This is a genomic window from Flavihumibacter solisilvae (genome assembly GCF_000814475.1).
Lineage (GTDB): Bacteria > Bacteroidota > Bacteroidia > Chitinophagales > Chitinophagaceae > Flavihumibacter > Flavihumibacter solisilvae.
On the sequence record NZ_JSVC01000019.1, the window covers coordinates 204,410 to 226,616 of the forward strand.

The following is a 22,207-nucleotide window of genomic DNA, read 5'->3' on the forward strand; positions in this document are numbered from 1 at the left end:
TCGTAATCCGCCTTAGGGCTACCAGCCAGCACCGTAGATTCATCTTCGTTTATTTTTTAGCCGCCTTTTCAAGTATACCCGCAATTTGCGTAAACCCTCTTGACCTGGCATGCTGCAGCGGTGTAACGCCATCCTTGTCCGCGATCTTCACATTTGTCCCTGCATCGACCAGGATCTGAACTATCTGAATATATGGCTCGCTTCCATCGCCTAAAATAACCGCCTCAAGTAAGCCAGTCCAACCAAGCCTGTTGATGTGATCGATCGGAAAACCTTTTGTATTGGCGAGCAAGCGGACGGTTTCCACGTGTCCGCGCTCACAAGCCGGGATCAGTGCGCTTCCGTTATACCGGTTAAACACATCAAAACGTGCGCCATTGCCAAGGAATAATTTTACCAGTTGCAGGTAGCCTGATGCTCCTGCAAATAAAAACGGCGAGTCCTTAATATTGTCCTGCTGGTTTACATTGGCGCCGTGTTTCACCAAAAGTTCCGCCATGTTCAAGTCGTTATTCCTGGTTGCGATCAATAGCAAGGAGCGCCCGTTTTTATCTGCGGTGTTTACATCAGCCCCCTTTTGAAGCTCCTTCTCTACTTGTTCAGTTTTGCCTTTTTCAACTGCCTGGATTATATCCATCTTCTGTTCTTTTGGTTCCTGCCCGTGAAAAAACAAAAAGGACAAGAGTAAGAAAAGTTGTTGCATCTCTATATTATTTACTGTATCTGTCGTTGCGCCAGGGGTAAGCGGTATCTGAATAGCCTCTTTCTTCCCAGAATCCCAGCCTGTTGCGGGACATAAACTCGATCCTGTTAACCCACTTCGCTCCTTTCCACGCATATAACTGTGGAGTGATGACCCGCACCGGGCCGCCATGTTCTTTTGGCAATGGGTTACCTTCAAACGTGTGAACCAACAACACGTCAGGCTTCAGGGCTTCTTCCAGTGAAATGTTTGTAGTATAATCGTCGTAACCATAGAACATAACGTGCGTTGCGGAATCCTTTGGCGTTACCAGTGCAGCCAGGTCCAGCAGCTGAACGCCTCTCCATTGCATATTCAGCTTCGACCATGTAGTGACGCAATGAAAATCAGATATATCATCAGTCTGGGGTAATGCTAAAAATTCTTCCCATGAAAACTCCATAGGCTGCTCTACGTCACCATCTACAACCAACCTCCACTCACGGGTTGGAATATCCGGTTGCAAGCCGAGATCGAGTACGGGCCATTTTTCTGTTATTGTTTGCCCAACCGGCAGAACAGGCATACCATGGCGGTTATTGTTGCCGGACCCCATTGGCCTGTCGTCTCCGACAGAAGGCGTCTTTTTCATTTTTTCTTCAAACCTTGCCTTCAGTTTCATTCGCGCTTCGACTATACGAGCCAGCTTCCCTGCAGCATCTTTCATTTTATCCGGTTTGAAAAGTGAAAAATAATGGCGAACAAGCTAGCTCACCAGATGGAAAGTTAACAATCAAAACTGACGAATCGGGCCTAAATAAATCCTACCCTTTGACTTTTCACTTTTCACCTAATATATTATGTTTATGGTCTGATTCTATGAAATACCTTACCCTACTCCTACTTACTCTGTGTAATTTATCACCCCGTGTATTTGGTCAATTACTTTCGCCGCATGGCCAATGGCCAATGAAAGAAACAAGCATTTCATATTTTCAATGGTCAGGGCGTGTTAATCATGTAATTACCCGGGTAAAGTACACTACAAAGGGAAGTATGATAGCCTTGTTTAACACACCCTTTGCATCCAGGCAACAACTATTAAACATCTATGGCTTGCCCCCTGAGAATTACGGGAAAACGCAAATCTCCGAATTGGATTATATAGTGGCCTTCGAACCCACATTGGGAGGCTATGATGACTGGATGATTTTACATGGATCGACTTCCAATTATGCACGCGACCTTGAAACTGACGCCGATGATAATTTAATTATTGTTGGAGATAATATAGGGACATGGGATATGTTCAGGTATCCCCCTCCAAGCTCGTCGGGAAACACCCAACTGCTGATCTTTAAAATAGATTATCAAAGAAACCTTTTCTGGCATAAGCTTTACGGCGGATCAAACCATGAAAATGCTGTCGCCATAAAAAAAGCCCGTGACGGGAACATGATTGTACTGGCGCAGTCACAATCCGGCGACGGTGACGTGAAAACTGCCCACGGCGGGAAAGACATCTGGTTGCTGAAGATCAACCAGTACAACGGGGATATAATGTGGCAGAAAACATTCGGCAGTACCGCTGACGAAATTCCAACGGATCTTGAAATACTGCCAGATGGTTCCATGGTAATATCCGGAATGGCAGACCCGGGCAGTTTTGCTCCTTCGGTATATTCAGGCAAAAATTCATTCCTGGTGAAACTGGATGAGGCCGGCAATTTAACCTGGAGTAAGGTATTCGGCGGAAGTGGTGAAGACAATATCCAGCGTTTCATTCCCGTGAACGGCGGAGGATTTGCATCTATTGGCATTTCAAATTCAAATGACGGCGATTATGATTCAAATGCTGGTGGATTTGATGTGCACATTTTCAGGCATGATGCTAATGGCGATATCTTGTGGAAGAAACAATATGGCCGTGCCCTCGACGATGAGGCTGGTGACATAGTGTACGTACCATGTAATGATGCCATATTTGCGTCCTTCGCTGAACAATATCCAAACCTTCCTATTGATCGAAAACAGAAAGGCGCCGGGGTTGGATTGAAAAGTGACGGCACTGTATTTTTCTACAAGTATAATGAAATGCCAATCTTTCCTACAATGGCACCCAACATCCGTGGTGGTTTCCTGGCGGGTGCGATTAAATACTATACATACGGACTTCCTTATTGGGATGAACCACTGAGGTCCTTCGACATGGTCGAGTATGGGGTACCTCTTGTCAAAACGATCCGCGACACCACAATCTGCAATGGTGAAAGGGTTGATGAAAAACAATATTTCAATGACACCATCTTCTACGACACAGCAAGAAACGGTTGTGGAATAGACACCCTAATCCGGACAACCAAAATTCATGTCATCAATACTTCTGATTCACTTGTAACGACAGATACCACACTTTGTTACGGATCACTGTTTGAAGGTGCAAGCGCGACAGCGTCATTTGTGCGGTATGACACCACCATCAGCTCTACTATCTGCGGACCGAAAAAAATTATTCATGAGAGAAGGGTAAACGTCAGGTCACCCATCCCTCTTGAGCTGGGAAAGGACACGGTTATCTGTGAAGCGGGTATCTCCCTTTATGCCCCACCAAATATGACCGGGTACATCTGGCAAGACGGAAGCCCGGGCCCAACCCTGCAACCCAAAAACAGCGGTACTTATTGGGTTGAAGTGACGGATCAATATGGATGCAAGACTTCAGACACCATTAAGCTTGCAAAAACCGACCTTTATTTGGAACGGATAAATGATACCATTGTTCTTAGCGGCGATAAGGTTACTGTATCACCTGCAACAAACGGTATATTGACCTGGCGTCCGGATGTAGCCCTCAGTTGTACAGACTGTCCCATAGTTACCGTTTCACCTGCCACAACTAACAGCTATAAATTTCAGGCTGCCAAGGATGGTTGTATCATGCAGGAATCATTCAGGATTACTGTTACCGAACGATTTGAAATAAAGATCCCCAATGCCTTTACCCCTAACCGCGACGGAATAAATGATGTTTTCAGAGTCAGGGCACAGAACCTGTTGAATTACCGGATCGAGATTTTTAACCGTTGGGGCCAGGTAGTGTACAGATCGACTTCTGTAACTGAAAGCTGGGATGGATCATTTGCGGGCAAGGCACTCCCGTCCGCGACATTCACTTATCAGGTTCACTACCAGCGGTTCAACGGAAAAGCTATTTCACTTAAAGGTACCCTGTTATTGATACGTTAAAAGGTCAAGGCGTCCCACTGTTCTTCCCAGCTTCCGTCCATGAAGGATCTATATACTCGTTAATATAAGTGATTGGCCTGATCACATTACCACGCAGAATTTTTTATTCTGCAGTTTCCAGCGGCTGTAATATTTATTTATCTCCTTCTTCCACCTGGGCAACTTCATACATGGATTTGCCATCGATCTGCACCGGCTGGTAATAAGTCTCACCGATCTTTACATATGTCTGGTCACCTATTTTCACCTCTTCACCACCTTCAGGAAGGTTCTCAACAGTAGCCCCTGCAGGTGGCGGAACAACTTTATAGGTCTTGCCGTCTTTTTCATAATAGGCACCGCCATAATAATAATTGGTCACATTGTTGACCGTGACCGTCTCGGATCCTGAGGGGATGGTTGTGACCGTACCTCCAACCGGCGCCTGCACGACTGTATAGCCGCTGCCTGAAGGTGCATACCACACGCCCTGGTCGTAATGATAGGTGGCGTCGGCTACTGCAACAATAATAGCCGTAGTTGCCAGCGCTGCAACGAAAAATCCCCAGGGATGCCATGCCGGTCCCCAGTAAAATGGTCGGTACGGGTGATAGTAATAAGGATGGAAGGAATAGTATCTCCTGCCTCCATATACATAGGGCGGACGGGAATAAACTGCGACATTATTCCTGCGTACAACGGTATTGCGGTTGTTGACTACATTATGACTGCGGTCAACATTGATATTGACATCACCGGTATTGACGTTCACATCACCGCGGCTTTTATCAACGTTTGTCCGGTTATTGGATTTATTATTCCTGTTGCTGGTATTGGTATTGCGGTCCCCGTCGCGGTTTGCCACTTCGCGGTCGGGCTTCTGCCGCTGGTCATAACTGCGGTTTGAGGATGTCTGGGCTGGCCGCTGTGCAGAATGCTGGCTGCCACCATTGATCGTGTTCCTGGTGCCCCCACCACTGTGACCAGCACTCCTGGCTCCGCCACCGCCGCCACCACCACGCCCTCCGCCACCATGGCCCATGCGCTGCGGCAGTACATCGGTACAGACAAATATCATGAAGCTGGTTGTCAGGATAAATGATAAAGATTTCATGACAATTGGTTTTTTTGTTGTTGATTACTTTGGCAGGATCTTCATCTTACTGGCATCAGGAGGCGGGTCAAAGGCAAACAATGCATCGGGAAGGTTGGGGTTGATCTTCCAGTCTTTGAACAAAACATTATACTGTTGCGACTGCTTGTCGTACTGGATGATATTCATCCGCACAGGAAGCAAAGTGGCATCGGTATTGATCCAGACCTGGAAGCCGAGATCCTTACCCCTTGCCGCGATATGGTAACATTCTTTGCCACCTATAACGGACTTACCCAGGTATTCGATCCGGTCGGCAGTTGCGATCAGGTCATCCGTAAAAGTGGGATAAAATATATCTGCTGCGGGGAACTCAATATCAAATTTTTTATTGGCGTTTTCAATGGCTTCGATATTCGTTTTACCAATTGAGTCGAGATAACCGAAATGATTATTGGTATAGGAATAATACACCATACTCCCTGCATTGAACCACACACCGAGGTGCCCTCTTTCGCCATGGGTCATCACCTGGAATTTATTGTTGCCTGAAAACATCACATCATGTTCCGCGATGCGCGTAAGCATGCCCAGGTCCGGGTCATTGTAGTTGCTTTCGGTAATGGCGGTAAAACTGCAGGAGGTCATGTCACCAATAATTGATGACATCCTGTCGAGGATCCTGATCGCCAGTGAATCATACGTTTTTTTCTGTGCACCGGCTGACGTAACAAGAATAAGCGAAAGGAATAAGAAGGCTAGTTGTTTCATAACAGGAAGTTTTTGGCGGTATACTGAGTACGGTTAAAAACATCCTATCAACTTTTCCAAAGATAAAAAAAGGAGCCGGGAAACAATGTTCCCGCTCCCTTTAGATAATAACACACACGAGCGACCTCCCGGCTATTTTAGGCTATCCTTTCCTGTTTAGCAACTCTTCGAGTTTCTTTTCAAGCGCTTCACCCCTAAGGCCCTGTGCAATAATCACTCCTTCAGGGTTCACAAGGAAACTTGCCGGAACCGCCCTTACGCCGTACAATACGCCAACGGTATTGTTCCAGCCCTTCAGGTCAGAGACCTGCATCCAGGGCAATCCGTCCACTGAAATCGCCTTCAACCACTTTTCGCGATCACTGTCCAGCGACACACTCAGAATTTCAAAGCCCTTGTCCTTATAAGTACTATACATCTTCACGAGGTTGGGGTTTTCGGCGCGACAGGGTCCGCACCAGCTGGCCCAGAATTCAAGCAACACATATTTTCCACGATAGTCGCTCAATTGAACAGCAGTACCAGTAGTGTTCTTCTGTGTGAAAGGTTGGGCAGGCTTACCGGTTTCCACCTTGCTCAATAAGCCAATTCGCTCTTTAAGCTCCCTGCCAATTGCTGACTGCTTTACTTTCTCAGCCATTTTCGCATAGCCCTGTACACTTTGTGCAAGCGAGTTATTGTCGGTTAGTGCAAGCAGTTCCTTCGCTGCAACATAACTCTCAGGATGGGCGAATGCATACTCTTTCCGGATAGCAAATTCATCGCGGTACTGCTTGTCGCCCTTCGCCTTCAGTTCAGCAGCTTTAACTGTATCACCGACGATTTTCGCTCCTTCCGCTTCTTCAAAAAGCGTAATGGTTTCCTGGCGGTTCTTCATGATCCGCTGGCTGAATTTCTCAAATTCTGCAACCACTCCCGTTCCTGTCACCACATAACTATAAGGCTTCATGGAAGTACCGGTAACATGGATCTTTGTATTCTCAATGAAGAGATCAACGCGAACCCTGTAATCCGGTGAAAAGATCATGGCCGGTGTGGGTTCATCCACACTGCCGGTAAAACTGAACTTGCCGTCCTTTACAATTGCCGTGTCGATCTTAGAGCTTCCTATAGTTCCGTAGGTCAGGAAAACCTTATCTCCTGTGAACGCAGTTATCTCAGCGGTAATTACAAACTTGTCGGCAGCAGGTGTTTTCCAGGCCGCGAGTGCGCAAATCACAACCACGCAAATGGCTGCCAGTTTAATCTTAATATGTTTAATATTCATTGTTGTTTTCTTTTGTGGTTATTGATTTCTTTCAGCCATGTCAATTACTTTGCCGGGAAGCCCGTCAATTTTCTTCAGCAGGTCGCCAAAGCTTCCTGTTGAAATATTGAGATAATAAATACTTCCCTGTGTGCCTGCTACGAGTGTGTTATTGTCAGGTAAGATCTTCATCATCGTGATCTCATCGCCTTCGATCCTGGTATTCAATTCCCTGAATTCTTCGTTGGCAGGATTATATCGATAGATGCTGTTACCTGAAGTGAAGTAGATGATCTCGTTCGGAGTCGTAGCCCAGATGCTGTTCGCTTTAGCAAGTTCAGGCTGTTTGAACGCGCGCTTATGGATTGGATTGAATTCAAACGGACCGTTGAACTGCGTGTTGAATTTCAGCTCCTGCAGCACTCCGCCTTCCCTTATATATGCGTAACATAATCCACCGTTGATCTGCAGCATTTTTTCGAGGTCCGCTCCTACGTGCATAGGATCAAAAGCTGAGCCTGTTACGGCATATGCCGTTCCGAAAAAGATGGCGTCGCCATACAGGTTAAAGCGCACAAACTGTTTTTTCAGTTTGTCGAACCCGATATAGTTACCCGGACCAAATACACCCAGGTAGTTGAACACCAGTTCGGGTGAAAGGTCGTAATCGCCCGCTGCTCCAAGTCCGAACATGCCATAGGTTGGTGCCTGGTCCCAGGTGCTGGTGGTTCCGTTCTGCAGTCTTCCGTTCACCACACCGGTCAATACGCCCATGGGGGATGCAAACATCCTTGAAGGCCTGATCGTTTCCGGCGCATCAAAATACAACGCGGCAAGATCCTGCTTCATCCTGAACGTGTTGGCATCAACCTGGATGCCCGTATTGGAGCCATCCTTTCCGAACACCCAGTAGGTCTTGACCGTACCAGGCATCCGCGCCTCGGGTACAGCTACCAGTTGGGTAGGACCTGGAGGCAGTGGCTTACCGGGATTCACGGCGCCGAACAATCTTGCCTGTACGGCACCGTCCGGTTTAATGAATGACAACTGTGCCTGGTCGCCTTCCTGCGTCAGCACGGTCGTTCCTGATGAAAATGCAGTTTTACCTTCCACGATGAAGTCACGGAAATATTTCATCCCGTTGCTTTGATTGAGGATGGTCAGCTTTGCGGTGTATCGCTGTGCGCCAAGGCCGAAGATCACGCGCATGCTGCTACCTGAGTCTACCACATCAGTCATCGTGGGATCAGGAACAGCGATCCGCCATTCATAGCTGAGGGCCGGGTTACCATCCATTTTTATCGTAGGTTCAATAATGAGACTGTCACCGACAAATACACTGTATACGCTGTCCATTTGTGTAATGCCCGGCTCTCCCGGCATGTTGTAGGAATAGTTTCCTTTATCCTTGTAACAGGCCACCCACAGTAGTGACAACAGCACTCCTGCAGCCAGGTATATTAATGTTCTTAATTGCTTCATGTCTTTTGTTTTTGAATTACTTCACTTCAGTTCCGAGCTCATCAATAAAGTAATACTTGTTTGCCTGCTCGTTTTTCCGGTAAAGGATCTTCTTGGTTGGCTTTGCCCCGTGATAAAAATTATAATTTCCATCCGGCAGGGATTCCATTATATAGCCTGCATCGGGGTGCTTGCTGATCCAATTGAACGGATCGTTGATGAATGCATTCACCAGGCTCACGAAATACAGGTTCTTCGGTGCATCAAGTCCTTCCCTGCTAAGCTCCGTAAGGCCGGTCGCGATCATGAAGAACTCATGCTTGGCCCGTGAATAGTAATCACCGAACCACATGTTCCACCAGTTCGGCCTTTCCAGTTTACTGGAGAATACCAGTTTACCAAAAGTGAGTTTTGGAATATTCACACCGAAGTCTTCTGTGGGAAACAACCGGAAACGGAGCGTTACACTCTGTTGCTCCAGCAATGGGTCAGTATTGAAGATCACCAGCGGAACCCAGGTGAAGCCGGTTCCTTTTTTGATGTAATACACCGGATCCAGTGGCTGGTAATGGATGTCAGGTTTTGCGGTGGAGGAATCCGTTTCCGCTTTCAGTACGAACTTACGGTCGGCAGTCGCATTACTGTCGGTACGTATCCCCGAAATGCGGACAGGAACCCATACCGTATCCTTCACTTTGCCCGGGTTGTATGCAAATGAATACAGGATGCTGTCGCGTTCTTCACGGCTCAGGTCGAGATAAATATTATCGTTGCTGTCATACCGTGCGAGTTCGGATTTACTGCATGCCGTGAGCATGGTAAATGAAACCAAAAGCAGGATGATGAAGTTTTTATTCATGATCAGTTTTTTAACCGATTAATGTTATTGTTTACCTGCCGCCAAATTCTATCTCATCATTTGGCAGGGGAAGGATATACATAGCCGATGAAGCAGGTATCAATCCGCCCGTCTGCGCGGGTATCGACCTGTTCAGCCTTTTGTACATGTGGAAGATCTGCCCTTCGCCATACCACTCTTTGCGTGCTTCCTTCACCAGCTCATCCATAAATTCAGTGTATGAATCGGTAGCCAGTGTTGTGCCTATTCCCCTGTTCCGTCTTACTTCATTGAAATAGTTCAGCGCTTTGGATGGATTGCCTTCAAAACTTGCTTCAGCAGCGATATAGTACATTTCACTGAGCCGGATTGCCGGTGCCATTAAGGGATGGCGGTCGGCAGTCGCATCATCTTCTTTCCCGTTAGGGTTACGGTAATACTTCAGCAGCTCAAGCCTGTTGCCACCGGTGGGCTGGAACCATTGTTTGTACCTGAGATCCTCGGCACCCACGCCACGGAACTCGTACAAAGTCTGCCCGGCATCAAGGTCGATCCAGAAGCTTGCGGTCTGCTGGCCGAAACGCCTGATCACATCATTTGCGCGTTCTTTGATGGGCCAGCCAAATACCAGCTCCTTATACAGGATCCGGTCTGTCATCTTTACATCCACATGAATGAAATCAGCCTGGCTTGTCCATTTGAACTTGTTCGACTGGATCACCTCTTCGGCATTGACCAGGGCATTCACTTTATCCTGGCGATAGAGGTACACTCTCGCCAGTTCACCACATACTGCGTAGTAGTTGAGGCGGTGCCGCCTGTTCTGCAGGAATAGTGAAGGACTGGTCGTTTCAGTTGAGGAGTCAGTGGCATTTGGATAGTTCACCTGGTACGAGGGACGCAGGATTGAATCGGACGTCCGGAGCAGGGCTTTGGCTCCTTCGAGGTCGGCGATGACCTTCGTGAGCACTTCATCAGCGCCAGACATGGCAGTTACCTTATTCGTATAAATGGTTACGTAAGGAATGCCGGCGAGGGTGGATTGCTGGTAAGAACCAAACAACCTGAACAGGTCGAAATGCAGGAAGGCCCGCAGCGCCATTGCCTCACCCTTAATGAGGGCAAAGTTGTTACCGGTAAAGAGGTCCGGCTTCTTATCAATCTCCTGCAGAATGAGGTTCGCATTCACGATGCCGTTATACAGGCCTTTCCAGGTTTTATCTTTCCGGGTAATGAAGTCAATATCCTTATAGTTGTAGCGACCTGTCTGCAGGTAATACATGGGATCCATGCCAGTAGCCAGGGTGTAGTTTTGTGCCAGCACTTCGGGATACCCGAATGTCAGCTCATCACCATAAAGATCGCCCTGTACACATCTCGTATATACGCCGTTCAATGCTTCCTGGAAGCCGGCCTCGGTCTGGAACAGTTCGTCCCGCGACACTTCTGTCTCGGGCTGCAGGTCGAGCCATTTTTTACAGGAAGAAAGCGATAAGGCGATCAGCAGTATTGTTGTTAGTTTTTTCATGTTTTGCTAGCTTTTTAGATCAGAAACCTGCCATTACAGAAAATGTCACACTCCGCGCAAACGGGTAGTCGATGCCCCGCTCCTGTTTCACCGACGACCAGCGCCAGATCTCGTTCATCGTTACCGCCAAACGGAGATTTTTCACCGGGGTGCGGGAAAGGATTTTTTTCATATCGTAGCCGAGGTAAAGAGATTGCAGCTCCAGCACATTATCCTGCTGTACGAAACGCGAACTTACATCTGTAGTACCGAGGTCAGCGATGTTCTTATAGAAAGTATGGTCGCCACGCTGCTTCCATTTTTCATCGAACACGCGCGAATCGACATTGAAGCGTGGATCTGCATTTTCCACCCGGTCTACGAGTGTCTGGTTATAGAGGTCGCCACCGAAGCGCGTATAGAAACTCAGGTTGATGCTGAACTGCTTCCATACGCCGTAGAACCCGAAATACCCTTCGGCTGTTGGTGTCGAGTTTCCAACCGGCACAATATCGCGTGCACTCCAGTCGTAGGTAAGGGTTCCATCTTTCTTCACGTACAGTTCCCGCCCGTTTTCCGGGTCGATCCCGAGCGAACGGACCGCATAGATCGCGTTGAGTGATTGTCCTTCCTGGAACCTCAGGAGCGGTGCTCCCTTATATTCTTCATCGTCCTGAACATCGTCAACCTTATCGTTATACGCTTTTAATGAGTTGGAGATCTTCACAATGGTGTTGGTATTGTGAACCATGTTCGCCATGACACTCAGCGAATGGTTTTTCCCCCTCAGGATATTTGCCTGGATGCCGAGTTCAAGGCCGGTATTGCGCATGTCACCGACGTTATCCTTGTAAGATGAGAACCCGGATGATGGTGGCAGGGAAACATCCGCCAGCAATCCCATCGTAAGCTTGTAGTAATAACGAGGCAGGATCACGATCCTGTCGTCGAACAATCCAAGTTCAACCCCGAGATCATAGTTGCGGGTTTTCTGCCACTGCAGGTTGGGGTTACCGTAATTGTTTACGACAGCACCAAGGCCTGTTGAATACCAGTTGCCGGTATAATAGTTATACGTCGGGTGTGACATATACGGATCGAAGGAAACCGATCCGGTAAGTCCCGTGCTGGCCCGCAGCTTCAGTCTGCTGATGGGCGAGTGCGCCATAAAAGCTTCGCGGTGCAGGTTCCAGCCAATCCCGATTGCGGAGAACGGTGCCACCTTATTTTCGCTGCCGAATTTCGATGATCCATCCTGGCGGTAGATCACGTCGAGCAGGTATTTGTTAGCGAAGGAATAGTTCACCGATAGAAACGCACCTGCAAGCCTGTCGCGCAATAACCGGCTGTAAGGCTTGGCATCTTTTCCATAACCCGCAGCAAAGCCGATGTCTGTAAACCGATCGTTATTGAAACCAATTACGTCGATGGAACGGAACCGCGACATATAAGTGCGCACATTCGTACCTGCCATGGCGTTGATGAAATGTTCGCCCAACTGCCTGTTGTAATTGAGCGTCAGGTTTCCGTCAAAGCTCGTTTCATCATTTGTTCCATAGGTATATGAGCCGCGTTCGTCAATCCGGTCGGGACCATAATTATAAAACGCATTAGCGAATGGTGATACAAACTGATCGCCGGTGGTCTTGGTCTTATTTATGCTCGCAAGCCCGCGGAACCGAAGCCCGGGCAGGATATTCCATTCCATTGTCAAAGCATCGATCACTTCGAGGTATTCCGAACGATCAAAACTGCCGAGGGTGGCATTGTACATCGGGTTAAGCACGGGCACGAATTTTCTTCCGCCCGCAGCGCTTTCCTGCTGTACCCAGGTATCGATCACCTGGATGGTCCTTCCCGTAGAATCAGACTTCGGGTAATAAGGGTTCATTTTGGTATAGTCGGAGAAGCTGCCATAGGGCGACTCCTTCGACTTCATCATGGTAACGGTAAGCTGGTTGCGGAACAGGAATTTGGATCCCTTGTTATAAGCGAGGCTGAGCCCGGTGCTGTAACGATCGCGACCTGAACCCTGCATCACGCCGGGCATTGTCTGGTAGCGAAGTTCGAGACCATAGCGAAGCGACTGGTCACCACCCTCAACATACAGGGAATGTTTATGCCCGAAAGCGGTACGAAGCGGTTGCGAAAGCCAATAGGTGTTCACTCCGCCAACCACGGCAGCTTTGTGATGGTAATAGAGACGATCCAGCTGGTCCTGGCTCATCGCCTGGTTCTTGTTCGCATCATATACGCCTGCAAGCCTTTCATACTCCAGCTTGTCTTCTGCGTTCAACACATCGTATTGCGTAAGGTCCGGCGAAGTCACGTTCAGTTCATAATTATAACTGACCTGCAGTTTCCCGCTCTTAGGTGCCTTTGTATTGATGACCACAACGCCATTGGCAGCGCGGGAACCATAAATGGCCGTGGCGGCAGCATCCTTCAGCAGGGTGATGGTCTGGATCCGGTTCACATCCAGGTCGTAGATCTTCTGAACGCTCACTTCGTAACCATCAAGGATGAAGGTGGGCATGTTCACATTGTTCGCGAGGTTGTTCCGGCTGATGATATCCGTGCTGCCACCGGGTAAGGCGGTTGAGCCACGCACGGTGATATTGGGCATGCGGTTGGGATCGGAACCCAGCAGGGTATTTTCCATAATGCGGAAAGAAGGATCGAAGGTCTGCAGGCTCTTCATGATGTGCTGCGGATTGATCATCTTCAGTTCCTCACCAGTTACCGTAACTGCTGTTCCGGTAAAACTTTCCTTACGGATATTCTGGTACCCGGTTAATACTACGGCGGCAATTGTATCCCCCGTGCGTGCACGTTTCATCCGGATGATGAAGCCACCCGGACCATTTACCGTATAGAATTCCGGTTCGAAGCCGATAAAACTGATCACCAGCACGGAACCGGGCTCCACTTTCAGGGTGAAGTCACCCGTGGCGCTTGCCGATGTACCGATAGAAGATCCTTTTACGGAGATACTTGCGCCTTCGAGCGGTTTGCCCATTTCGTCTACTACCCTGCCGGAGACCGTCACGGGGTCCGGCGCCTCCGGAATTGCCATTTTTTTAGGCGACGGTTTTACCACAATGGTCTTGTTGACGATACTGTAATCGAGGAAGAGTTTGTTCAGGAAAGAGTCCAGGGCCGCGGTCAGTGGGGCGTCGACCAGGTTGAGGTCGATCTTTTTTGCTTCATCAAGGGTACTGGCATTGTAGAAAAAAGTGAAACCGGTCTGCCTGCTGATATCGCGCAGCACGGTTTTCACCGGTGCGTGACGGTAGGTCAGGCTCACCTGCTGTGCCGCACCGTTTGCGGAGACCTGTAAGAAGCCGGCCAGTAATAGAAAAGCAGTCCACTTCATAACCCGGATAATTTGATTTCGGAAAATCATAATTTTGATACCAATTGGGATGAATAAATGCAGTTGTCTAGGCTGATATGTTCGCCCGATCCATACCGGAAGCGTTGCAGCGCTGCCGGTTTTTTTTATGGGCGTTTTTATGGGCGTATGGTATCTAAGCTTCCGGAGGTTTTAATTTTCTCATTTGCAGTTGTTTTGTTTTGGTTTGGTTTTTATGGTAATACGGTGACCTTGCGGCCCTCGCGTTTTACGCGCAGTTTGCTGAGTTCAAGAATGCTGAAGATCTCGTCGATGGTGCTGCTGCGGGGAATGGTGCCTTCAAATCGTTCATCAGGGACTTTCGCAGCATAAAAAACTTCTATATCATACCAGCGCTCAAGTTGCTGCATCACTTCATGGATGTCGGCATTCACAAAAGCGAACTGGCCATTGTGCCAGGCCATCACCGGTTCGGTATCCACGGTATGAACAGCAATTCTGTCGTTACTGATCCGTCCCTGCTGACCCGGCGCCAGGTATGCAGGTTCCCGGTTACCGGCGCTGACCATTACCTTGCCTTCAACCAGCGTGGTATTAATAGTTGATAAATCCGGGTAAGCATTAATATTGAACTTCGTGCCTAATACGGCAACTTCTCCCTGTTTGCCTGAAGATTGTTTGATATCGACGATAAAAGGCTTCTTTTCCCTGGTGGGTTTAACTTCGAGGTATACTTCACCGGTAATCTCCACTCTTCGTTCATTACCAGGGAATGAGGTCGGAAACCTGATAGATGACGCTGCATTCAACCAGGCCCGTGATCCGTCGGGAAGTATCACGCTGTATTCCCCGCCGCGCGGCGTTGCGACGGTATTAAAATTGACATCAGCACCGTTCGTAACCGGTGTTTTGCCTTCGCTGAAGGTGTAGGTGAGGATACCACCCTGCTTAGTAATCTTCACATCACCCTGCGATGCGAGGTTTCCGTTCGCACTGCTGTCGAGTTCGATCACGGAACCGTTGGCAAGGGTGAGTGTGGCTTTTTTGCCACCGGGAAGAAGGTCTGCCTGTACTGAGGCCAGTTGGGAAGTTGGTTTGCGGTCCGCTTGACGGATGCTGTACCAGGTGATGGCGCCGGCGATCACCAGCAGGAAAACTGCCGCAATGCGCAACCAGGTTTTGCGCATGCTGACTACGGGTGCAGGTTTGACAGCCTCTTCGGAAGCCAGGATCCTGGCGGGAACATCTTTCAGGTGGGAATCAGCAAGTTGCCTGATATTATCAGAGGGTTCATAACGCTGCCAGGCATGGGACAATAAGTCCGCCAGCTGCTCATCATTATCCGCCTGGCCCACCAGCCGGGCTAGTTCCGCATTCTCCTCTTCAGTCGTTTCTCCTTTTAAAAACCGGTCAGTAAGCGCGTAAATTCTCTCCACAGGCATAAAAAATTATAATGTCTGATATGGAAAGACAATCGGCAGAAAAAAGAGGCATAGTCGAAGGGAGAAAATATTTTCTCTTCGAGACTTATTGACTTTTAAACAATGTCGCCAGGGCAATGAACCACAGTACCAGTTTCGGCTGTTGCGGGAATTCATCGAGATGGCGACGCAACGTGCGCAATGCCTGGATCATATGGTTCTTGACAGTTCCGGGGGAAATGTTGAGCTGGACGGCGATCTCGTGGTGCTTAAGGCCCTGTTCACGGCTCAGCGTATATACGAGCTTTTGCTGGGCCGGCAGCCGGTTTACCAGGGCCTGGATAGTCTTTTCAAGGTCGCGCGCCTCAAATGCCTGCTCGGTACTTACCGGGGAGGGTAAGGCCTGCTTCAATTCAGAAAGTACCAGTGTTTCCCTGGCAGTCTTGCGGAAAGCATTGATGGCCTGGTTCTGCGCCATCCGGAAAATATAAGCATCCAGGTTTTCGATCTCCCCGAGCTTTGACCTGTTTTTCCAGATCAGCGCAAACACTTCCTGCACCACATCCTCGGCCATTTCTGCCGATTCAGTGAGCTTATACATGAAGCCGAACAACCTGTATTTATAGCGGTGAAAAAGTTCAGTGAAAGCAGCTTCACTTCCTTCCGTTACCTGCCTGACAAGTGCTGCGTCTGCATATGAATCGTCCCTAACCAATATGCGTATCGTCTTTTTTCAATTATGCAATGTAAAGAAAATCGGGTAAAAGCAGAAGCGGCGCGGGCCATTTCACCCGCCAGTTGAAAGCTACTTAGCCTATCTTTATACAAACAATAAGCTCATGGTTGCATTTTTAGGAATGGGATTGCTCGGGACAAACTTTGTAAAGGCGATGCTGAAGAAAGGAGTTGAAGTGCAGGTCTGGAACCGGACGCCGGGCAAGGCAGGCGCACTTGCAGGCGAAGGCGCAAAAGCATTTGAGCAAGCGGCCGATGCCGTAAGGAATGCGGATGTTATTCATGTAACCCTGAAGGATGATGCTTCCGTGAACGACGTACTGAACCTGGCGCAAGGCGGGTTTAAACCGGGAGCGATCATTGTCGATCACACCACCACATCGGTTGAAGGCTCTATAGAAAGAACGAATCTCTGGAAAGAGCGTGGCTATACATACCTCCATGCCCCGGTATTTATGGGGCCAGTCAATGCACTCGAGAGTACTGGCTTCATGCTTGTTTCCGGCGACCAGCAGCTCATCAGCAAACTGGAACCACAACTTTCGGCAATGACGGGCAGGCTGATCAACTACGGCGAGCAGCCGGGTAAAGCAGCAGGCATGAAACTGGTTGGCAACTTATTCCTGGTAAGCTTCACAGCCGGTATCGCCGATTCGCTTTCATTGGCAAGTGCGCTGAACATTCCTTCTTCAGATGTCGGTGAACTCTTCGACATCTGGAACCCGGCGATGATCCTGCAGGCACGACTGAAAAAAGTCGCAGGCGGCAAATATGATAACCCGTCATGGGAATTAAGCATGGCAAGGAAAGACACCCAGTTGTTCATGGATACCGCGTCTAAAGCCGGCAAAGGTTTCATAGCCGTTCCTGCCATCGCAAAAAAGATGGACCAGTTGATCGCTGAAGGTCACGGGAACGACGACTGGACCGTGCTGGGAAAGGATTCACGCATGTGACAGGTTTATTTACATTTAAATACATGCTTTCACACTTCAGGTTAAAGGAAAACAACAGCACCGCACAAACGGAGATCCTTGCGGGTGTATCGAGCTTCCTCGCCACTTCCTACATCATTGTGGTTAACCCGGGTATTCTCAGCCATGCCGGGCTACCATTCGCAGCAGTTCTCACCGCAACCGTGCTGGTTTGTTTTTTCAGCTCGGTGATGATGGGACTGTACGCGCATAACCCGATCATTGTTGCGCCGGGCATGGGATTGAATGCATTCTTCACTTATAGTGCGGTGCTTGGCATGGGAGTTCCGTGGCAGACTGCGCTGGGAGCGGTTTTCTGGTCGGGGGTGTTTTTCCTGTTGCTATCGGTATTCAATATCCGGACATTCATTGTAAAGGCGATTCCCCGACCCTTGCGCTATGCCATTGCCGCGGGTATCGGGCTTTTCATTACACTGATTGGACTATCGAATGCAGGATTTATTGTTCACAATCCCGCTACCATTATCGGTCACAGTAAGTTTACGCCACCCGTACTCGTGTTTCTTTCGGGGTTGTTCCTCACAGCAGTACTGATCGTCCGGAAGGTCAAGGGCGCCATCCTGCTGGGGATCGTAGCAACCACCCTGCTGGCGGCTACACTCGGACGTGGCTGGGGAGAAACGACACTGGTCAATTACAAGGGTCTTGTGGCCATGCCCGACTTCAGCCTGCTGTTTACACTCGACCTGGCGGGTTCACTGAAATTCGCTGTACTGCCGGTCATCTTTGCATTCGTATTTACAGACCTTTTCGATAGCCTGTCGACACTGGTTGGACTTGCAGAAGCGGCCAACCTGGTTGACGAGAACGGTGATCCACGGAACGTCAAGCGCGCACTCGTTACCGATGCTGTATCCACGACACTCGCCGGCCTGGTGGGATCCAGTCCGGGTACCGCTTATATTGAATCTGCCGTCGGCATTGAGGAAGGTGGCCGGACCGGGCTAACGGCCGTGGTGGCAGCCATTCTTTTCCTGCCCTTTCTTTTCCTGGCCCCGTTACTGTCCATGGTACCCGCAATTGCGACCGCTCCTGCCCTCGTGCTTGTCGGAACCTTTATGTTACGCCCGGTAACAAAGATCAACTGGATGCAGCTGGACGACGCCTTCCCTGCTTTCCTTGCCATGGTGATCATCCCCTTCAGCTATTCTATTACACAGGGCATTATCTGGGGTTTCCTGGGGTGGACGGTCATCAAGTTTGCAGTGGGGAAGAGGCGTGAATTGTCGCCCGCCCTCCTGATCATTGACCTGTTCTGCGTGCTTGCAGTTGTGATTGAATAACGGGATGTCTGCAGGTTCAATATCTTCGCCCGAAATTTACCGTGATGGTTCGATTGTTTTCATTGATGCTGTTGTGCTGTATTGTGTTGTCACCAGCCCTTGTATTCTGCCAGGACAAAGTTCCGGCAACTCAACTCATTTACAATGCGCGCATCATTGATGTGGTAGCGGGTAAGATTCGGAAAGAGAAAGCCATATTGATCAAGGGACAGACCATTGCGGCTATCGGTGATTATGCCCGGCTAAGCAAAGGAGTACCAAAGCAGAACCAGGTTGATGCGCAGGACAGGTACCTGATCCCGGGATTGTGGGACAACCACGTACACCTCGAGGGGCAGGCGCTCGTGCGCGACAACGAAGCACTGCTTCCACTTTTCCTCACGTATGGAATCACGACAATCCGTGATTGTGCCAGCGACCTGGGTCTGCAGGTGTTGAACTGGAGGGACAGCATTAATGCAGGCAAGCTCGTGGGACCAACCATCTTTACTGCCGGGCTCAAGCTCGAAGGGAAAAATTCCATCTGGAAGGGCGATCTTGAAATTGAGAACGAAACCGAGATGAACCGGATGCTCGACAAACTCGACAGCCTGAAAGTAGATTTCATCAAGATCACGGAGAACACGCTTGCCGGTCCGCTTTTTCTTGCCAGCATTAAGGAAGCGCATAAGCGTGGCTACCTCGTATCGGGGCATGTGCCGCTGGAACTCACAATTGAAGAAATGCTGGATGCAGGATTCTCCAGCGTAGAGCATTCCAGCTACCTGCTACGCCTGGGTTGCGATGAGAATGGAATTGTGGAACAACTGAGGGCAGGAAAAATTACCAGGCAGGAAGCGAACAGGTTATACCAGGCCACTTTTAACCAGGAGACCGCGGATAGAAACTATGCACGGCTGGCAAAGAAAGGACTAACGGTCACCCCCACCCTGATCGGCGGAAGACAGCTTTCATTCCTCGATGAAGACAATCACCTGCAGGACAGCATGATGACCACCTACCTGACCAAATTATACACTGATGCATACCAATGGCGGATCGGCCGGATGGCGAACGAAACGGCGGAACAGAAAGCTGACCGTAAGACAAGGTATCGTTTTGGGGTGAGCCAGGTGCCCCATTTCCAGCAAGCCGGCATCCGCATCATTGCAGGAAGTGATGAAGCAGCACTGAATACATTTGTTTATCCGGGTGAATCATTGGTGGATGAATTGCAGATCTTCCAACAGGCAGGACTGAAGCCGGCAGAGATCCTGCGCACGGCTACGATCAATGGCGCATTATTTCTCCGGAAGGCCGACAAGACTGGCTCGCTTGAAGTGGGTAAGACCGCAGACCTGGTGATCCTCGACGCGGATCCATTAAAAGATATAAAAGCAGTACGCCAGGTATATGGCGTTTACAGCAGGGGCAGGTACTTTGATCGCGCTGCGCTCGACGGAATTCTTGCGGATGTAAGGAGCGTGAAGCAAAAGCTGGACGCGGAGCGGGCTTCAAAATAATCTTCAGACCTATTGTTTCGCAGCAACCGGAACATTTTGTTTAACCAGCTGTATTTCCGCATGGATTTTCACGTCATCGCTTACCACCACGCTACCTGCTTCGGTAACCGCATTCCACATGAGGCCGAATTCCTTGCGGCTGACTTTCCCGTCAATAGTAAATCCTGCCTTTGTTTGTCCGTAAGGATCAACTACGATACCGCCGAATTCTACTTTTAAGGTGATGGGCTTAGTTGTGCCCCTGATGGTCAGGTCGCCGTGCAGGCTGACTTCATCGCCATCCGTTTCATACTTGTTACCTACAAAACGCAACTGGCTTTGTTCCTCCGCATTGAAGAAGTCTGCCGATTTCAGGTGAGTATCACGTTGTTCGTTGTGTGTATCAATTGAACTTATATCTGCAATGAATTCAATTTTCTTTGAGGTTTTAAAATCGTCCGTTTCGGTTTCCACAACGATCTCAAACTTGCGGAAATACCCGGTTACGGTAGTGATCATCAGGTGTTTTACTTTAAACACCACTTCAGAGTGCGCCGGGTCAGCTGTCCATGTAATGTTTGCCATAAGAAAGTGCTTTTTAGGATTAGATAACGCAGGAACACGTATTCTGTCCTGCAAATCGCGTCCTTGGTTTTCGCGGGTATAACTGTCCCACCAGTTCCACACTTTCGCGATTTTCGTGGGAAGTTTTGCGGCAGGTGGGCAGACACCGGGGTCCCAGCGGAAAAAACCTGCATTCTCTACATTGTTAAATAAGTTATTGACAATAAGTGGATTACGAAAAAGATAAAATATCATTTTACGTACGAACTTTGGATGCAAATGGAAACACCAACCGTTAGTCCCCTTCAAACCGGCGCACCAATAACTGCCCTGAAAATAAAGAGGATCGAATCAATTGATCTTTTACGCGGAATCATCATGATCATTATGGCACTTGACCATGTCCGTGATTATTTTCATGCGTACTCATATTATTATGATCCGATGGATCTGCAACATACCAGTGGTCCTATTTTCTTCACCCGATGGATCTCCCATTACTGCGCACCTAATTTCATGTTGCTTGCGGGGATCTCGGCTTGTCTCTATGGACTTAAGAATGGACGTAAGGCACTTTCCACTTTCCTGTTTACACGCGGGCTTTGGCTGGTTATCGTAGAACTGTTCATTATTACGCTGGCGTGGACATTCAATCCGCATTACCAGGTTTTCATCTTGCAGGTGATCTGGGCATTCGGCCTGAGCATGATGGCACTTGGGTTACTGGTTTATTTACCCCGACCGGTACTGTTGTTACTTTCGCTGGCGCTGATGTTTGGCCATAATATGCTTGATGGAATACATGTGGCGGGTGATAATATCCCGGCATTCCTTTGGTCCGTGCTGCATGAGCCGAATTTTTCGGGCTTCCGTTTCGGCAATTCCAATGTTGTGATCGGGTATCCTGTGATCCCTTACATTGGCATCATTTCATTCGGATTTTGTCTTGGCAATCTCTTTACTTCGGAGATAGCTGCGAATGATCGCAAAAGAACATTGCGTAATTTAGGCTTAGGAGCAATACTGCTGTTTATCGTTCTGCGATGGACGAATACTTATGGCAATCCATCACCCTGGGTGGAGCAAAAGAATTTCCTCTTCACTGTTTTCTCGTTTGTCAATACAACAAAATACCCGCCTTCCCTGCTGTTCATACTCATGACAATCGGTCCTGCCCTGCTCTTCCTCGCATATGCCGAGCGACCATTGAATAAGATCAGTTCTGCAGCAGCTGTATTTGGCCGCGTGCCGATGTTTTTTTACCTGTTGCATATTCCCCTCATCCATGGCATGGGGGTGCTGGCAGCCATGATGACGGGCCATCCTGCATCGGATATGGTAAACTTCACGAACTGGGTAACTGCCAACCCGCAACTGAAAGGATATGGTTTTACCCTGCCCATCGTTTACCTGATATGGATAGTTGTGCTGGTGATGTTATACCCGCTATGCCTACGTTTCAGTGAATACAAGCGGGCGCACCAGGCGAACAAAAAGTGGCTGAGTTATTTCTGAGGGGGATGGTTTATGCTAAGAAGCTGTGGCAGTGT

17 protein-coding genes are annotated in these 22,207 nt (G+C 48.9%); 5 read left to right on the top strand and 12 right to left on the bottom strand.

From position 1 onward, the window contains the following. Positions 1–49: 49 nt before the first annotated feature. Together OI18_RS17320 and OI18_RS17325 are read right to left on the bottom strand one after the other, a co-directional pair. A complete protein-coding gene (locus OI18_RS17320) occupies positions 50–637 on the bottom strand; it encodes an ankyrin repeat domain-containing protein (RefSeq protein WP_152616864.1) in 588 nt (195 codons plus the stop codon). Positions 638–710: 73 nt separating this feature from the next. After that, complete coding sequence (locus OI18_RS17325) at positions 711–1,409, bottom strand: sulfite oxidase-like oxidoreductase (RefSeq protein WP_039142073.1); 699 nt, start codon at positions 1,407–1,409, stop codon at positions 711–713. 329 nt (positions 1,410–1,738) lie between these two features. Here OI18_RS17325 and OI18_RS17330 point away from each other — a divergent pair, with 329 nt between their 5' ends. Further along, on the top strand, positions 1,739–3,928 hold the full coding sequence (locus OI18_RS17330; RefSeq protein ID WP_160290252.1) for a T9SS type B sorting domain-containing protein: 2,190 nt from the start codon (positions 1,739–1,741) through the stop codon (positions 3,926–3,928). 133 nt (positions 3,929–4,061) lie between these two features. On the opposite strand, the gene OI18_RS17335 is transcribed toward OI18_RS17330, so the two are convergent. The 9 genes from OI18_RS17335 to OI18_RS17375 form a co-directional block, all read right to left on the bottom strand. Next, positions 4,062–5,021, bottom strand: a complete 960-nt coding sequence (locus OI18_RS17335) for a DUF6515 family protein (RefSeq protein ID WP_039142077.1) — start codon at positions 5,019–5,021, stop codon at positions 4,062–4,064. Between the two features lie 24 nt (positions 5,022–5,045). Next, positions 5,046–5,771 carry a DUF2092 domain-containing protein gene (locus OI18_RS17340; RefSeq protein WP_039142079.1) on the bottom strand — a complete coding sequence of 242 codons (726 nt, stop codon included), beginning with the start codon at positions 5,769–5,771 and terminating at the stop codon, positions 5,046–5,048. 142 nt (positions 5,772–5,913) lie between these two features. Beyond that, entirely contained in the window at positions 5,914–7,038 is a 1,125-nt protein-coding gene (locus tag OI18_RS23905) for a TlpA disulfide reductase family protein (RefSeq protein WP_052273331.1), read from the bottom strand. 18 nt (positions 7,039–7,056) lie between these two features. Continuing rightward, on the bottom strand, positions 7,057–8,499 hold the full coding sequence (locus OI18_RS17350) for a PKD-like family lipoprotein (protein ID WP_039142081.1): 1,443 nt from the start codon (positions 8,497–8,499) through the stop codon (positions 7,057–7,059). A 16-nt stretch (positions 8,500–8,515) separates the two neighbouring features. Continuing rightward, complete coding sequence (locus OI18_RS17355; protein WP_039142082.1) at positions 8,516–9,337, bottom strand: DUF4843 domain-containing protein; 822 nt, start codon at positions 9,335–9,337, stop codon at positions 8,516–8,518. 31 nt (positions 9,338–9,368) lie between these two features. Further along, positions 9,369–10,844 carry a RagB/SusD family nutrient uptake outer membrane protein gene (locus tag OI18_RS17360; protein ID WP_039142084.1) on the bottom strand — a complete coding sequence of 492 codons (1,476 nt, stop codon included), beginning with the start codon at positions 10,842–10,844 and terminating at the stop codon, positions 9,369–9,371. A gap of 19 nt (positions 10,845–10,863) precedes the next feature. Then, positions 10,864–14,199 carry a SusC/RagA family TonB-linked outer membrane protein gene (locus tag OI18_RS17365; protein ID WP_039142272.1) on the bottom strand — a complete coding sequence of 1,112 codons (3,336 nt, stop codon included), beginning with the start codon at positions 14,197–14,199 and terminating at the stop codon, positions 10,864–10,866. A gap of 212 nt (positions 14,200–14,411) precedes the next feature. Continuing rightward, entirely contained in the window at positions 14,412–15,614 is a 1,203-nt protein-coding gene (locus OI18_RS17370) for a FecR family protein (protein ID WP_160290253.1), read from the bottom strand. Positions 15,615–15,705: 91 nt separating this feature from the next. Then, the gene (locus OI18_RS17375; protein WP_052273332.1) at positions 15,706–16,314 is read right to left on the bottom strand and encodes an RNA polymerase sigma factor; all 609 of its coding nucleotides are present in this window, start codon (positions 16,312–16,314) and stop codon (positions 15,706–15,708) included. 124 nt (positions 16,315–16,438) lie between these two features. On the opposite strand from OI18_RS17375, the gene OI18_RS17380 reads away from it, so the two are divergent. The 3 genes from OI18_RS17380 to OI18_RS17390 are packed head-to-tail and all read left to right on the top strand — an operon-like array spanning position 16,439 to position 20,114. Continuing rightward, positions 16,439–17,290, top strand: a complete 852-nt coding sequence (locus OI18_RS17380) for an NAD(P)-dependent oxidoreductase (protein ID WP_039142088.1) — start codon at positions 16,439–16,441, stop codon at positions 17,288–17,290. Positions 17,291–17,313: 23 nt separating this feature from the next. After that, on the top strand, positions 17,314–18,612 hold the full coding sequence (locus OI18_RS17385) for an NCS2 family permease (RefSeq protein WP_039142090.1): 1,299 nt from the start codon (positions 17,314–17,316) through the stop codon (positions 18,610–18,612). A 44-nt stretch (positions 18,613–18,656) separates the two neighbouring features. Beyond that, positions 18,657–20,114, top strand: a complete 1,458-nt coding sequence (locus OI18_RS17390; RefSeq protein WP_039142092.1) for an amidohydrolase family protein — start codon at positions 18,657–18,659, stop codon at positions 20,112–20,114. Between the two features lie 9 nt (positions 20,115–20,123). Here the strand turns inward: OI18_RS17390 and OI18_RS17395 are convergent, their stop codons facing one another. Then, positions 20,124–20,678 carry a YceI family protein gene (locus OI18_RS17395; protein ID WP_039142276.1) on the bottom strand — a complete coding sequence of 185 codons (555 nt, stop codon included), beginning with the start codon at positions 20,676–20,678 and terminating at the stop codon, positions 20,124–20,126. Positions 20,679–20,936: 258 nt separating this feature from the next. On the opposite strand from OI18_RS17395, the gene OI18_RS17400 reads away from it, so the two are divergent. Next, positions 20,937–22,172 carry an acetyltransferase domain-containing protein gene (locus tag OI18_RS17400; protein WP_052273334.1) on the top strand — a complete coding sequence of 412 codons (1,236 nt, stop codon included), beginning with the start codon at positions 20,937–20,939 and terminating at the stop codon, positions 22,170–22,172. Positions 22,173–22,207: the final 35 nt, after the last annotated feature.